Below are 15,524 nucleotides of genomic sequence, written 5' to 3'. Positions count from 1 at the left end.
ACCGCATTGCTACCTGACTCATGGCAGATACCCACTGTGTGTGAACTTGTGTACTAGTTAACTGGTTCGGGTGAAAAATGTCAATACCCTTTCTCAGTTAACAACAAAATCGCTATCATGCCCGCTGATTTTTAGCCGTGCTCCGGAGTTACTTTGTCAGATATCAGCCGTTTCCCGCTTTACGATCTTCACAGCCATACCCGCGCCTCCGATGGATTGCTGACCCCAGCGGCCCTGGTTCAGCGCGCGGTTGATAAGCAAGTTGGCGTGCTGGCCATTACCGATCACGATACGGTCGCGGGCGTTGCTGAGGCGCAGGCGTTTGCACAGGAGCAGAAACTGCCGATAAAAGTGCTGGCCGGTCTGGAAGCGTCCACGCTGTGGGAAAATCACGAAATTCATATCGCAGGCCTGAATATCGATTGCGATCATCCGGCACTTAAGGCCTTTCTGGCAGCGCAGCACCAGTGTCGTTATGAGCGGGCGCTGCAGATTGCTGAACGGCTGGAGCGGGCCCGCATCCCCGACGCACTGGCGGGCGCACAGCGGCTGGCACAGGGTGGGGTGATTACGCGCGGTCATTTTGCCCGTTATCTGATTGAACAGGGTAAAGCTGAGAATATGGCCCAGGTGTTCAAACACTATCTGGCGCGTGGCAAAACCGGCTATGTGCCACCACAATGGTGTACAATTGAACAAGCTATTGAAGCTATTCATCATTCCGGCGGCGTCGCGGTGCTGGCGCATCCGGGACGCTACGGCCTGTCGGCAAAATGGCTGAAGCGGCTGATTGCCTTTTTCGCACAAGCGGGAGGCGACGCGATCGAGGTGGCGCAGTGTCAGCAGCCGCCTAACGAACGCACCCAGCTGGCAGGCTATGCGCGCGATAATCAACTGGCAGCATCGCAGGGGTCCGACTTTCACCAACCCTGTCCCTGGATTGAGCTGGGGCGTAAACTCTGGCTGCCGGGTGGCGTTGAACCCGTCTGGGAACGCTTTCCCGCTCTGGCCCCCGCTTCAACTGCCTGAGACAGATGACAAGAGGTTTTTATGAGTCAACGTTTTCACATTCATCCTGATAACCCGCAGCCGCGCCTGATTAATCAGGCGGTGGATTATCTCAATAAAGGCAGCGTCATTGTCTATCCCACCGACTCCGGCTATGCGCTGGGGTGCCGGCTGGAAGAAAAAAACGCGATGGAACGTATCTGCCGTATCCGTCAGCTGGATGGTAACCACAACTTTACGCTGATGTGTCGCGACCTCTCAGAGCTTTCGGTTTACTCTCAGGTCGACAACTCAGCCTTTCGTATCCTGAAAAACAACACCCCAGGTAATTACACTTTTATTCTCAAGGCGACGAAAGAGGTGCCGCGCCGCCTGATGAATGACAAACGCAAAACCATCGGGCTGCGCGTGCCTTCGCATCCGGTTGCGCTGGCGCTGCTTGAGCGACTGAATGAGCCGATGATGTCGACATCACTGATGCTGCCCGGTAATGACTTTACGGAATCCGATCCGGAAGAGATCCAGCACAGCATCGGAAAACTGGTCGATCTGATCCTCGATGGCGGCACGCTGGGGCAACAGCCGACGACGGTTGTCGACCTGACGGAAGACACGCCGGTCGTGGTGCGCGCAGGTGCCGGAGATACGCGGCCATTTAGCTAATCGCCCGGCCAGGCCAGGTGTCGCTACGTGACAGGCGCCTGGCTGAGATTGCGCTCAAGCCAGCGCTTAAAATCGCCATAGGGAATATAGAGTGACACATCTTTAAGGATCACTTTTCTGCTACGTCTGTTCGCAATTTCATGACTGTATCCCACAATCACTCCGGCAATGGTTTCATCACTGTTATAGACCGCGCCGCCTGACATTCCCTGAGTCACACCCGCATTAGATGCCATTGCCATACAGGGTTTTTTATTCCAGCGATTAGTAATAGCCGTGCGCGCCAAATTAACGCCGCTCGATTCAACCGGCATGGCAGAAATAAAACTGTAGCCATACATTTTAATCGCTTCTCCGGGCGCGCTGGTACGAAACCTGGCCAGCGTATCAGGACTATTTTTGTGATAAATAATCGCAACGTCGCAATAAGGATGATAGGCCTTAACGCGCTGCACAGACGTTTTAGCAACGTGCGCCGCTGTCAGGCTGTACTCCGGCGTAAGGGGAATAGTTGTACCGAGAACACCCAAACCCAGCACTGTCGGCACGCCTGTTACGCTCATATCAACATGTTCAAGCGCCGCTTTGCTGTATTCAGTCTGTCCAACGGAACAACCGGTTAGCGCAAGCGCGAACAGCGCCGGGCAAAGTACGGTTATTTTCATTGTTACGATCTTCTTTAAGGCGCGTCAGTAACATCCCTGGTGAGGAGAGCAGACACGCTAATTAATTATGTCAGCATGTACGGGCATATAGACGGGATATTTTCCGTTAAAACAGCCGTCATGCAGAGTGACGTTAATAATTTGTTATAAATAGCTTTAGGCTTAATAAAATAATATTTCTTCGAATCTACATCTGGCCTGCTGCTTTATTTTACACCGCTTTTATTTATGCACAAATTCAGCGCGCTAATAGATGGCAATAAAACAGAATATAGAGCCTTAAACCAACCTGTAGCGCGGATCATACGCACAACCCACTCAGGGCGAGGTGAAATTTTGTTTTAAGCTGGTTGGGTAGATGATTGTGTGGTTTTCGTAAGCGATAGCACTATTTTGCCGTGCAGCCGGGGCCTGAACGGTTTTAGCGGGTTCATTGCTTTAAAGCGATTTTCCCGGTCGGGCTCATCAGGCATCAATATAATACGAGCTTCTCTATCGCCAGGTCATTGACCAGGCTATAAACAGGAGAGTGTCAGGGATAAAAACGCCTGTCGTCATGAACGGCAAAACCGGCAGAGGCGGGAAAACGCCGGCCGGCTATTATCGGCAGCAAAGTTAAAGGTGTTAACGCAACCTTAGCTGGTGTAAAATCGCAGGCCGTTTGCATCCGGTCAGATTGATGCGCAACGTTAACAGTTTCTGACAGAGGACGTGGTAATCCCGCTGTCTTACCCATTCTTACCACGACGCCTGGGAAGGCGACAACGAGGCAGCTCCATGAGCGAAAAATTACAGAAAGTATTAGCGCGCGCCGGTCACGGCTCGCGCCGCGAAATCGAAACCATGATTTCCGCCGGACGCGTCAGCGTAGATGGCAAACTGGCCACGCTGGGCGATCGCATTGAAAATGACAAAAGCCTGAAAATTCGTATTGATGGTCACCTGGTCTCTATTGCCGAGTCCACTACGGAAGTGTGCCGCGTGCTGGCTTATTACAAGCCGGAAGGGGAGCTTTGTACCCGTAACGATCCGGAAGGGCGCCCAACCGTGTTTGACCGCCTGCCGCGCCTGCGTGGATCGCGCTGGGTGGCAGTGGGTCGTCTGGACGTTAACACCTGCGGTCTGCTGCTGTTCACTACCGATGGGGAACTGGCTAACCGTCTGATGCATCCAAGTCGCGAAGTTGAACGCGAATATGCGGTGCGTGTTTTTGGCGAAGTGGGTGACGATAAAGTGCGTCTGCTGAGCAAGGGCGTTCAGCTGGAAGATGGCCCGGCTGCCTTTAAAACCATTAAGTTTGCTGGCGGTGAAGGGATCAATCAGTGGTACAACGTTACCCTTACCGAAGGACGCAACCGCGAAGTGCGTCGTTTATGGGAAGCGGTAGGCGTTCAGGTTAGCCGCCTGATGCGCGTGCGTTATGGTGATATTCAGCTGCCAAAAGGCCTGCCGCGCGGCGGCTGGATGGAGATGGAGCTGCCGGCGGTAAACTACCTGCGTAAGCTGGTGGGCATGCCGGAAGAGACCGTTACCAAAGTTGCCGTTGAGAAAGATCGCCGTCGCACCAAAGCGAATCAGATCCGCCGCGCAGTGAAGCGTCACAGCAGCGCCGGCAATACCACTCAGCGCCGCAGCAGCAAACGCGGCGCCTGATGGCTGTGTGCCGCTGCCCCGGCAGCGGCTACCAGTCAATTCCCTGTTGCGCCTGGATGCCGGCATCAAAGGCATGTTTTACCGGGCGCATCTCAGTCACGGTATCTGCCAGCTCCAGCAGGCGCCGGTGACAGCCGCGTCCGGTAATAATCACGCTTTGCGCAGACGGACGCTGTTGCAGAGCAAGCATCAGCGCCTCCAGATCCAGATAATCCATGCTCACCATATAGGTGATTTCATCAAGGATCACCAGGTCAACATCGCTATCAGCCAGCATGCGTTGTGCCTGCTGCCAGACCTGCTGGCAGGCGATCGTATCCGTGCTGCGGCTCTGGGTCTCCCAGGTAAATCCGGTGGCCATTACCTGAAACTCAACCCCGTGCTGCGCCAGCAGATTACGCTCGCCGTTGGGCCACTCCCCCTTAATGAACTGTACCACTGCCACCTTTTTTCCGTGGCCGCAGGCGCGCAGCGCCGTACCGAAAGCCGCCGTGGTTTTTCCCTTACCGTTACCGGTAAATACCATAACGATACCGCGATGTTCTGTCGCCGCAGCGATGCGCGCGTCAACCTGCTCTTTCAGGCGCTGCTGACGTTGCTGATGGCGATCGCTCATGCGCTGGCCGGACCCGCTTTACGTCCGGGCTGAGCATCGAAGCTCATGCCCGTTTTACGCCGGCTATCATCGCCCATCAGGTAGAGATAAAGCGGCATTAAATCGGCCGGAGTTTTCAGCAGGTTTGCATCCTCCTCCGGAAACGCGCTGGCGCGCATCTTCGTACGCGTGCCGCCGGGATTGATACAGTTTACGCGCAGGGCGTGGTTTTTATACTCATCGGCGAGCACCTGCATCATGCCTTCAGTGGCAAATTTAGAGACGGCGTAAGCGCCCCAGCCGGCGCGCCCGGTGCGGCCTACGCTGGAGGTAGTGAATACCAGCGATCCCGCCTCTGATTTCAGCAACAGCGGCAGCAGAGCCTGCGTCAGATAAAAGGTGGCATCGAGGTTGATCTGCATCACCTCGCGCCAGAGGGCCGGCTCAAGATCGGCCAGCGGAACAATTTCACCCAGAATACCGGCGTTATGCAGCACGCCGTCCAGACGCGGCACGCGCTCAGCAATCTGCGCGGCCAGCTGCTGACATGATTCAGGCGTGGCGGTCGCGAGATCCAGCAGGTATGAGCTGGCGGGCTGCTTATTAAGCTGGTTAATCGCCGCTTCTGTCTGCTGCAGGGTAACGGCGTTACGTCCGAGCAGGATAACGCGGGCGCCGTAGCGGGCATAGGTCAGCGCCGCTTCCCGGCCAATGCCGTCTGATGCGCCGGTAACCAGAATAATGCGGTTTTCGAGTAGATCGCCTTTAGGCTGATAGTGCACAGCAATCTCCTTCAGTCAGTGGTAGAGGTTTCTGGCTTTATGCCTGAATTCGCCAGCCGGTGCAATGCTACAGAGGAGCATTCTGTGCCGCCTGCGGGCTTTTCAGGCGACGAACCGGGTTAAAGCAGTTACACTCAGCTGTTAATTGTAATTCACTGTTTAATAAGGCGGCAGAATGGATTTTTTCTCCAGCTATGGGCTCTTCCTGGCCAAGGCTGTCACGGTAGTGATCGCCATTGCGGCCGTAGTATTTATCATACTGAATGCTGCGTTGCGCAAACGTCATCACGCCGGTCAGCTGCAGGTGACGCATCTGGATGATGAGTATCGTCAGATAAAAGAGGATCTGCAGCTGGCTAAAATGAAGCCGCAGGTACAAAAAGTCTGGCTGAAACAGCATAAAAAAGAAGAGAAGCTGAAAGCGAAAACAGAGAAGCGCAACGCAAAAAACGGCGTCACTGAAACCGCGAAGCCGGTACTCTATGTGCTTGGCTTTAAAGGCAGCATGGACGCGGGTGAAGTCGCCTCCCTGCGTGAAGAAGTATCCGCTGTACTGGCCGTAGCGCAACCGGGTGATGAAGTCCTGCTGCGGCTTGAAAGCCCGGGCGGGGTGGTGCATGGCTACGGTCTGGCAGCGTCGCAGCTGCAGCGCCTGCGCGACGCGGGTCTGCGCCTGACCGCCGCCGTAGATAAAGTGGCCGCCAGCGGCGGATATATGATGGCCTGTGTGGCAGATCGCATTGTCGCCGCGCCGTTCTCCATTATCGGTTCAATCGGCGTTGTGGCGCAGATCCCCAACTTCAACCGGCTGCTGAAGCGCAATGATATTGACGTGGAGCTGCATACTGCAGGCCAGTACAAACGTACCCTGACGCTGTTTGGTGAAAATACCGAAGAGGGGCGTGAGAAGTTCCAGCACGATCTGGATGAAACGCATCAGCTGTTTAAGGGCTTTGTGCAGCAAATGCGTCCGTCGCTGGATATGAACCGGGTAGCGACCGGCGAACACTGGTATGGGCAGCAGGCGCTTGAACTGGGTCTGATTGATGAAATCGGCACCAGTGATGCCCTGATTATCCGGCATATGGAGCGCTTCACCGTGCTGGGCGTACAGTATGCGCGTAAGAAAAAGATGATGGATCGTTTTACCGGCAGCGCCAGCCAGGCGGCAGAACGGCTGTTGCTAAAAATCTGGCAGCGTGGCGAAAAGCCTCTGCTGTAACAGAAACCCGGCTCCGGCCGGGTTTTTTATGCTTAGCAACGGGTGAGTCCCATTTACTTCGGCCGGGTTGTGAAATGAATTCCATTTTTGTCCCGAATTATCCGACTTTTTTTGACAGCGCATTTTCTCCTTCTATATTACCTGCCATTCTGTTGCCACTTATCCGTGTTCACGCCTGCAGCTGGCGCAAAATTAAACAGAGTGCTATTTAAGTTGCGTATCAGATTTTATCAGGTAGAGTGTGGGCGATTCAGCTTTCAGGGAGTTCACACCAGGATGTGTGATGATGTCAGGCGGAAAAAGTGTAGTTAATCATAAGGTTGCGCACACCGTTTTAAACTGAATAGTGGCAGTCCCCGCCAGCTTGAAAATCAGATTGCTGGCAGCAATATTAAACCCACTGGGTTTTGGGGCATTAATCCTCTCCCGTTTATCAGGACGTTTCAATCAGGTAAAGGTACATATGGGTAAAGCACTCGTTATCGTTGAGTCCCCGGCAAAGGCCAAAACAATCAATAAATACCTCGGTAATGACTACGTGGTGAAATCCAGCGTCGGTCATATCCGCGATTTGCCGACCAGTGGTTCAACGACCCGTAAAAGTACTGACGGTGAGAAGGTAAAAACCGGGAAAAAAGTTAAAAAAGATGAAAAGGCGGCGCTGGTCAACCGAATGGGTGTTGATCCGTGGCATGGCTGGGAAGCTGATTATCAGATCCTGCCAGGCAAAGAGAAGGTTGTGTCTGAACTTAAGAGCCTGGCCGCTGACGCCGATCATATCTATCTCGCAACCGACCTTGACCGCGAAGGAGAAGCCATTGCCTGGCACCTGCGTGAAGTCATTGGTGGCGACGACAAGCGTTTCAGCCGGGTGGTGTTTAATGAAATCACCAAAAATGCGATTCGCCAGGCGTTTGAAAAGCCGGGTGAACTGAATATCGAGCGGGTTAATGCCCAGCAGGCGCGCCGTTTTATGGATCGCGTTGTGGGGTATATGGTTTCGCCTCTGCTGTGGAAAAAGATCGCCCGCGGTCTCTCTGCCGGACGCGTTCAGTCGGTAGCGGTACGTCTGGTGGTTGAGCGCGAGCGCGAAATCAAAGCGTTTGTGCCAGAAGAGTACTGGGAGATCGACGCAGATTTTGCTACGCCAAAAGGCGATGCGCTGGCGATGCAGGTGACGCATCAGGGCGACAAAGCGTTTCGTCCGGTTAACCGCGAGCAGACGCACGCGGCGGTCGCGATACTGGAAAAAGCGCGTTATGAAGTGCTGGATCGTGAAGATAAACCGACCAGCAGCAAACCTTCTGCACCTTTTATTACCTCAACGCTGCAGCAGGCTGCGAGCACACGTCTCGGCTTTGGCGTGAAGAAAACCATGATGATGGCGCAGCGGCTTTATGAAGCGGGTCACATCACCTACATGCGTACTGACTCCACGAACCTGAGCCAGGATGCAGTGGCCATGGCGCGCGACTATGTCGCCAGCGAGTTCGGCAAAAAATACCTGCCGGAAGCGCCGGTGACCTATACCAGCAAAGATAATTCGCAGGAAGCGCACGAAGCGATTCGCCCGTCAGATGTCAACGTAAGCGCTGAGCAGCTGAAAGATATGGAAGCGGATGCGCAAAAACTTTACCAGCTTATCTGGCGCCAGTTTGTGGCGTGTCAGATGGTCCCGGCTAAATATGACTCCACCACGCTGACCGTAGGCGCAGCCGAATTCAGGCTCAAGGCAAAAGGCCGCACGCTGCGTTTTGATGGCTGGACGCGCGTTATGCCGGCGCTGCGTAAAAACGATGAAGACAGGACGCTGCCGCCAGTAGCGGTAGGGGAAATACTGGATCTGACTGCGCTGCAGCCGAGCCAGCATTTTACCAAGCCTCCGGCGCGATTCAGCGAGGCGTCGCTGGTGCGCGAGCTGGAGAAGCGCGGTATTGGCCGTCCCTCAACCTACGCGTCTATTATTTCTACTATCCAGGATCGTGGTTATGTACGCGTTGAGAACCGTCGTTTTTATGCTGAGAAGATGGGTGAGATCGTCACCGACCGGCTGGAAGAAAATTTCCGCGAGCTGATGAATTACGATTTCACCGCTCATATGGAAAACAGCCTCGATCAGGTAGCCAACAATCAGGCGCAGTGGAAAGGCGTTCTCGACTCCTTCTTCAGTGACTTCAGCCAGCAGCTGGAGCAGGCTGAAAAAGATCCGGAAGAGGGCGGCATGCAGCCGAATCAGATGGTGCTGACCTCAATCGACTGCCCGACATGCGGTCGCAAAATGGGCATTCGTACGGCCAGCACCGGCGTATTCCTCGGCTGTTCGGGCTACGCCCTGCCGCCAAAAGAGCGCTGCAAGCAGACCATCAATCTGATCCCGGAAAACGAAGTGCTGAACGTGCTAGAGGGTGACGACGCGGAAACCAACGCGTTACGTGCCCGCCGCCGCTGCGTTAAGTGCGGCACCGCGATGGACAGCTATCTGATTGATAACAGCCGCAAGCTGCACGTCTGTGGTAACAATCCAGAGTGCGATGGCTATGAAATTGAGCAGGGCGAGTTTCGCATCAAGGGCTATGATGGCCCTATAGTCGAGTGCGAGAAATGCGGGTCGGAAATGCACCTTAAGATGGGACGCTTTGGCAAGTATATGGCGTGTACCAACGAAGAGTGTAAAAACACCCGTAAAATCCTGCGCAATGGCGAAGTCGCGCCGCCGAAAGAGGATCCGGTACCGCTGCCTGAGCTGCCGTGCGAGAAGTCAGATGCCTGGTTTGTGCTGCGTGACGGAGCAGCCGGCGTCTTCCTTGCGGCTAATACGTTCCCGAAATCGCGCGAGACCCGCGCGCCGCTGGTGGAAGAGCTGAAGCGCTTCGCTGACCGTCTGCCGGAAAAGCTTAAATATCTGGCAGAGGCACCGGCAGCCGATCCGGAAGGAAATAAAACCCTGGTGCGTTTTAGCCGCAAGACAAAACAGCAGTACGTTTCGTCTGAAAAAGAGGGTAAAGCAACCGGCTGGTCAATGTTCTATATTGACGGTAAATGGCAGGAAGCGAAAAAATAACTCTCCGGGGCTGGCATCTGCCAGCCCCGTTTACTTTCCCCGCCTTATAACCTAACGTTCTTTATTCGATTAAAAACTGATATAGTTGTTATAGTTTTTCTATTCTCAATTCGCTCTGTTCCTCACATCTGCATCATGGGCGGCTGCCGGCACGCACGTTAGTCGCTAACGGGAAGATATAACTATGAAACTGCAGCAGTTGCGCTATATCGTGGAAGTGGTCAATCACAATCTCAACGTCTCATCAACCGCTGAAGGTCTCTATACCTCACAGCCTGGCATCAGCAAACAGGTACGTATGCTTGAAGATGAGCTGGGAGTGCAGATATTTGCCCGCAGCGGCAAACATCTGACGCAGGTTACGCCAGCCGGTGAAGAGATTATCCGCATAGCACGTGAAGTATTATCAAAAGTTGATGCGATTAAATCCGTAGCGGGCGAACACACCTGGCCTGACAAGGGATCGCTTTATGTCGCCACCACGCATACGCAGGCGCGCTATGCGCTGCCGGGCGTAATCAAAGGATTTATCGAGCGCTACCCTCGCGTTTCACTGCATATGCATCAGGGCTCCCCTACGCAGATTGCTGAAGCGGTATCCAAGGGCAACGCTGACTTTGCCATTGCTACTGAAGCCCTGCACCTCTACGACGATCTCATCATGCTGCCCTGTTACCACTGGAATCGTGCGATTGTGGTAACGCCCGACCATCCGCTGGCAGGCAAAGACAACGTGACTATAGAGGAGCTGGCCGATTTCCCACTGGTAACCTACACCTTTGGTTTTACCGGCCGCTCCGAGCTCGATACAGCGTTTAATCGTGCAGGTCTGACCCCGCGTATCGTGTTTACCGCAACTGACGCAGATGTAATTAAAACTTATGTACGGCTTGGCTTAGGTGTGGGTGTGATTGCCAGTATGGCGGTTGACCCGGTAGCCGATCCGGATCTGGTTCGCATTGAAGCTTCAGAGATTTTCACCAATAGTACGACCAAAATAGGCTTCCGCCGCAGCACCTTCCTGCGCAGCTATATGTATGATTTTATTCAGCGATTTGCACCGCATCTCACGCGTGATGTGGTAGACACCGCTGTTGCTCTGCGCTCCAATGACGACATTGAAGCGATGTTCCGCGATATCAAACTCCCTTTCAAATAATTCGCCAAATCATGAATTTACCGGGGTGTCCAGTGGGCACCTTCAGGTTTCCCCTCGCTTAGCGCCATCAGTAGTTCAACAAAAGCTGACATTTTTCTGTAAATAAAACATGCATCACAGGTTTTTTCATTGTTATTAATTAATTGAGAAACAGTACACATTTTTCGGTTCACTTCTTTGCACACTGCCAGGATTATTCCCATACTCCAGTTAACACCTGATGAAGAAGGGCTTTATTACTGAGGTTTCTTATTTAACTCAAATTTAAATTGGTACTAATTGTTGTTTAACCCAAATTTCGGTCGCCGTTTTTTTAATAGTTCTGAGGTCTGTGTTTCAATAAGGCTAATCAGTTTTCGAAGCTTTGATTAATAGCGTTAATCGTTGTGCTCAATAAAAATAACTGGATTTTTGGACTTAAGAAGTTTAGGATTCATCCTAAATCTTAATCGTTGTTATCAATCGTTTTGTTGAGAGTGATTATCAAAAACTATGGCTACGAGAATAACTGTACAACCCGACTTCCGGGCTAAGAGCACCAAGGTTCAGCGTACCGGTAACACCCGTCGCAAAGCCTGGTTGGCTGTCTTCGCTGCTTCAGCGCTGTTCTGGGTAGTGGTGGCATTAATGATTTGGCGTTTATGGGGCTAAGCCATGTGGGCAAACTCACTCAGTCGTAAATATCCGGTCACTGCACGGCAGCCAAATACACCTGCGTGCAAAGCAAAAGAAGCTCCTGCTGCTGAGCAGTCTGTAGCGATTCCTGCTTCCTGGGATCTGAGTGACAAGCAGCGCAGCTTTATCGAATCTTTTATGGATCCAAAACTCAAATAATTGTTGTTGCACTTATTTTTAGCATCTGATGTTGCTTTGATTTTTTTCCGGTTATTCCGGCGGGCCAGCAAAAAGCCCATGACCTTACACTGCAAATAAGCGTCGACAGTAGATTACTGAAGATTAAAGAAAATTTAGCCCGAGAACCGGGAAGGAGTGACGAATGAATACAACCACTTTTTCATGGCTTAGCGTTTATGCTTTCTCATTTGCCTTCTGGGCAGCGGCAGCCTGGGCTCTTATGTAACCGACGCTTCTTATCACCGAATTTATGGAAATGCCCCGACTCAGGTCGGGGCATTTTTGTTTGTAGCACCCAGTGCCCTTTCGGGTTGTTATCAAAACGTTAACGAAAATGTGGTCTATCTTTAAGCTAAACCTTGCACTCTCTGAGGTTTAGCCTAAGGAATTAAAGGAGGAGACATGTCGTTAACATTACGCGAGCAAAGTCAGGATACGCTGGCGGTCGGGGCACACACCTATCATTATTACAGTCTGGCTAAAGCCGCACAGCATACCGGCAATATTGATCGCTTACCGAAATCGATGAAAGTGCTGCTGGAAAACCTGCTGCGCTGGCAGGATGGCGAGTCCGTTACCCTTGAAGATATTCAGGCGCTGGCAGACTGGCAGCAAACCGCCCACGCTGACCGGGAGATTGCATATCGTCCGGCACGCGTGCTGATGCAGGATTTTACCGGCGTACCCGCCGTGGTCGATCTTGCCGCTATGCGCGAAGCAGTCGCACGACTGGGCGGAGATGTGGCAAAAGTTAACCCTTTGTCCCCGGTGGATCTGGTTATTGACCACTCCGTAACCGTCGATCGCTTCGGTAACGATGACGCCTTTGGCGAAAACGTCAGGCTGGAGATGGAACGTAATCACGAGCGCTACGTTTTCCTGCGCTGGGGACAGAAAGCGTTCAACCGGTTCCGCGTGGTGCCGCCGGGTACCGGCATCTGTCATCAGGTTAATCTGGAATATCTGGGTAAATCCGTCTGGCATGAAGAGCTGGAGGGCAAAAACGTTGCCTGGCCTGATACGCTGGTGGGTACCGACTCGCATACCACGATGATCAATGCGCTGGGCGTGCTGGGCTGGGGCGTTGGCGGCATCGAAGCGGAAGCGGCTATGCTGGGGCAGCCGGTTTCAATGCTTATTCCCGATGTGGTTGGCTTTAAGCTGACTGGCAAACTGCGTCCGGGCATTACCGCGACCGATCTGGTGCTGACCGTTACCCAGATGCTGCGTAAGCATGGCGTTGTCGGCAAATTTGTCGAATTCTACGGTGACGGGCTGGCCGATCTGCCGCTGGCCGATCGCGCAACGATCGCTAACATGGCACCCGAATATGGTGCCACCTGCGGTTTCTTCCCGATTGATGACGTCACCCTGAGCTATATGACGCTGACCGGGCGCGATGAGCAGCAGGTTAAATTGACGGAAGCGTATGCGAAGCAGCAGGGCCTGTGGCGAAATGCGGGCGACGAGCCGATCTTTACCAGCACGCTGGCGCTGGATATGGCTGACGTCGAATCGAGTATCGCAGGACCTAAGCGCCCGCAGGATCGGGTGGCACTGGGCGATGTGCCCGCCGCGTTTGCCGCCAGTAATGAGCTGGAGATCAACCACGCACAAAAGCCGCATAAAGCGGTCAGTTACCGCGACAGTGAAACCCGCCAGTCGCATCAGCTTGATGATGGTGCGGTAGTTATTGCCGCGATTACTTCCTGTACCAATACGTCAAACCCCAGCGTGCTGATGGCCGCCGGCCTGCTGGCAAAAAAAGCGGTTGAGCGCGGGCTGAAGCGCCAGCCGTGGGTAAAAGCTTCCCTGGCCCCCGGATCAAAAGTGGTATCTGACTATCTGGCCACAGCCCGTCTCACGCCTTACCTGGACAAACTCGGTTTCAACCTGGTGGGGTATGGCTGTACAACCTGTATTGGTAACTCAGGGCCACTGCCGGATGAGATCGAAAGCGTTATAAAAGAGGGCGATCTGACCGTTGGCGCCGTGCTCTCCGGGAACCGTAATTTTGAAGGCCGTATACATCCGCTGATTAAAACTAACTGGCTGGCTTCACCCCCGCTGGTGGTGGCCTATGCGCTGGCCGGCAATATGAACATCAATCTGCAGAGCGAGCCTATCGGTCAGGATCAGACCGGCAAAGATGTTTATCTCAAAGATATCTGGCCATCACCGGAAGAGATCGCCGCCTCGGTGCAGCTGGTTAACAGCAGCATGTTCCGCAAAGAGTATGCGGAAGTGTTTGACGGGACGCCGGACTGGCAGCAAATCTCCGTGAGTGAAGCGGCAACCTACGACTGGGATGAAGGATCGACCTATATCCGCCTTTCACCTTTCTTTGATGACATGGAGAAAACGCCAAAGCCGGTTGAAGATATTCGCGGCGCCCGTATTCTGGCGATGCTGGGTGACTCAGTCACCACTGACCACATTTCGCCTGCGGGGAGTATTAAGGCTGAGAGTCCGGCGGGACGCTATCTGCTGGCGAAAGGCATAGAGCGTAACGACTTTAACTCCTACGGGTCGCGCCGTGGTAACCATGAAGTAATGATGCGCGGTACCTTTGCCAATATTCGTATCCGCAATGAAATGGTGCCCGGTACGGAAGGCGGCTACACCCGGCATTTTCCGGGTAATGAAACGCTGGCTATTTATGATGCCGCAATGAAATATAAAGAAGAGGGCGTGCCGCTCGCCGTGGTGGCCGGGAAAGAGTACGGTTCAGGTTCAAGCCGCGACTGGGCTGCTAAAGGACCGCGCCTGCAGGGAGTACGCGTCGTGATCGCTGAGTCTTTTGAGCGTATTCACCGTTCAAACCTGATTGGTATGGGGATCCTGCCGCTGGAGTTCCCGGCGGGCGTTACCCGTAAGACGCTGCAGTTAACCGGTGAGGAGCGGATAGATATTGCTGACCTGACGCAGCTGACGCCGGGCTGCACGGTCAATGTTACTCTGACCCGCGCAGACGGCAGTGAGGAGCAGGTGGCCGCACGCTGCCGTATCGATACGGCAACGGAACTGACTTACTACCGCAATGACGGCATACTGCACTATGTTATCCGCAATATGCTGAACTAAAAAAAAGCCGGGCTTGCCCGGCTTCTTTTCTCTCAGGATTTCGGCAGCAGATGCCCCATCTTTTCCGCTTTGGTATCGAGATAGTGGGCATTTTTTGGATTGCGCCCGACGATCAGCGGCACGCGCTCAACAATATTAATGCCCGCTTCGCTGAGGATCTCAACCTTGCGCGGATTATTTGTCAGCAGGCGCACTTCATCGATACCCAGTAATTTGAACATATCAGCGCACAGGGTGAAATCACGCTCATCAGCGGCAAAGCCCAGCTGATGGTTCGCCTCGACGGTGTCATAGCCTTTATCCTGCAGCGCATAGGCGCGGATTTTGTTCAGTAAACCGATATTACGGCCTTCCTGACGGTGATACAGCAGCACCCCGCGCCCCTCTTCAGCAATCGCTGTTAACGCCGCTTCAAGCTGAAAGCCGCAGTCGCAGCGCAGACTGAACAGCGCATCACCGGTCAGACACTCAGAGTGGACACGCGCCAGCACCGGCGTATGATCGCTGATATCACCGTAAACCAGCGCCACATGATCGTGGCCGGTTGCCAGTTCTTCAAAACCTACCATCAGGAAATCTCCCCATGGCGTGGGCAGTTTAGCTTCTGCTACCCGTTTAAGCTGCATGTGATTCTCCAGAACCTTCAGAGGATGCGCTATCATCTTGATAACGCACGGGCCGACTGACCCGAAAATTGTGTCTATTGTGCCATATCCACAAGCAGGCCCGCTAATCAGTCAGAAAGATTGTAGTGATAAAGCACGATTATCCAAGCCG

Annotated in this window: 13 protein-coding genes; 9 read left to right on the top strand and 4 right to left on the bottom strand. The window is 53.5% G+C overall.

Annotation, left to right across the window (positions count from 1 at the left end; translation table 11 throughout):
• Positions 1-153: 153 nt before the first annotated feature.
• Positions 154-1,029: an RNase RNM gene (gene rnm / locus B4M48_RS09770; protein ID WP_039384594.1), complete on the top strand. Its 876-nt coding sequence runs from the start codon at positions 154-156 to the stop codon at positions 1,027-1,029.
• A gap of 21 nt (positions 1,030-1,050) precedes the next feature.
• Positions 1,051-1,671 (top strand): L-threonylcarbamoyladenylate synthase, encoded by a 621-nt coding sequence (locus tag B4M48_RS09765; RefSeq protein ID WP_039384591.1) that lies wholly within the window; start codon positions 1,051-1,053, stop codon positions 1,669-1,671.
• A 23-nt stretch (positions 1,672-1,694) separates the two neighbouring features.
• On the opposite strand, the gene B4M48_RS09760 is transcribed toward B4M48_RS09765, so the two are convergent.
• Positions 1,695-2,336 (bottom strand): hypothetical protein, encoded by a 642-nt coding sequence (locus B4M48_RS09760; RefSeq protein ID WP_039384588.1) that lies wholly within the window; start codon positions 2,334-2,336, stop codon positions 1,695-1,697.
• Positions 2,337-3,113: 777 nt separating this feature from the next.
• Here B4M48_RS09760 and rluB point away from each other — a divergent pair.
• Positions 3,114-3,989, top strand: coding sequence for a 23S rRNA pseudouridine(2605) synthase RluB (rluB, locus tag B4M48_RS09755; protein ID WP_071668861.1), 876 nt, complete (start codon positions 3,114-3,116; stop codon positions 3,987-3,989).
• A gap of 28 nt (positions 3,990-4,017) precedes the next feature.
• On the opposite strand, the gene cobO is transcribed toward rluB, so the two are convergent.
• A complete protein-coding gene (gene cobO / locus B4M48_RS09750; RefSeq protein ID WP_039384586.1) occupies positions 4,018-4,605 on the bottom strand; it encodes a cob(I)yrinic acid a,c-diamide adenosyltransferase in 588 nt (195 codons plus the stop codon).
• On the bottom strand, positions 4,602-5,366 hold the full coding sequence (locus tag B4M48_RS09745; RefSeq protein ID WP_039384584.1) for a YciK family oxidoreductase: 765 nt from the start codon (positions 5,364-5,366) through the stop codon (positions 4,602-4,604). The genes cobO and B4M48_RS09745 overlap by 4 nt, the downstream gene beginning before the upstream one ends.
• A gap of 175 nt (positions 5,367-5,541) precedes the next feature.
• Between B4M48_RS09745 and sohB the strand changes: the two genes are divergently transcribed.
• The 6 genes from sohB (at position 5,542) to acnA (ending at position 14,747) form a co-directional block, all read left to right on the top strand.
• A complete protein-coding gene (gene sohB / locus B4M48_RS09740; protein WP_039384581.1) occupies positions 5,542-6,588 on the top strand; it encodes a protease SohB in 1,047 nt (348 codons plus the stop codon).
• Between the two features lie 463 nt (positions 6,589-7,051).
• On the top strand, positions 7,052-9,649 hold the full coding sequence (gene topA, locus B4M48_RS09735) for a type I DNA topoisomerase (protein ID WP_071668860.1): 2,598 nt from the start codon (positions 7,052-7,054) through the stop codon (positions 9,647-9,649).
• A 184-nt stretch (positions 9,650-9,833) separates the two neighbouring features.
• Positions 9,834-10,808 carry an HTH-type transcriptional regulator CysB gene (gene cysB / locus B4M48_RS09730; protein WP_039384577.1) on the top strand — a complete coding sequence of 325 codons (975 nt, stop codon included), beginning with the start codon at positions 9,834-9,836 and terminating at the stop codon, positions 10,806-10,808.
• 492 nt (positions 10,809-11,300) lie between these two features.
• The gene (locus B4M48_RS09725) at positions 11,301-11,459 is read left to right on the top strand and encodes a YmiA family putative membrane protein (protein WP_071668859.1); all 159 of its coding nucleotides are present in this window, start codon (positions 11,301-11,303) and stop codon (positions 11,457-11,459) included.
• A 3-nt stretch (positions 11,460-11,462) separates the two neighbouring features.
• Entirely contained in the window at positions 11,463-11,642 is a 180-nt protein-coding gene (locus B4M48_RS09720; RefSeq protein WP_039384574.1) for a hypothetical protein, read from the top strand.
• 423 nt (positions 11,643-12,065) lie between these two features.
• A complete protein-coding gene (gene acnA / locus B4M48_RS09715; RefSeq protein WP_071668858.1) occupies positions 12,066-14,747 on the top strand; it encodes an aconitate hydratase AcnA in 2,682 nt (893 codons plus the stop codon).
• A gap of 32 nt (positions 14,748-14,779) precedes the next feature.
• Here acnA and ribA read toward each other — a convergent pair whose 3' ends face one another.
• Positions 14,780-15,373: a GTP cyclohydrolase II gene (gene ribA / locus B4M48_RS09710; protein WP_039384570.1), complete on the bottom strand. Its 594-nt coding sequence runs from the start codon at positions 15,371-15,373 to the stop codon at positions 14,780-14,782.
• Between the last annotated feature and the right edge of the window lie 151 nt (positions 15,374-15,524).

Source organism: Pantoea sp. UBA6567 (assembly GCF_002434165.1).
Lineage (GTDB): Bacteria > Pseudomonadota > Gammaproteobacteria > Enterobacterales > Enterobacteriaceae > Pantoea > Pantoea eucrina.
Note: the sequence above shows the minus strand (reverse complement) of the source record. Positions and strands in the feature narration are given on the sequence as shown.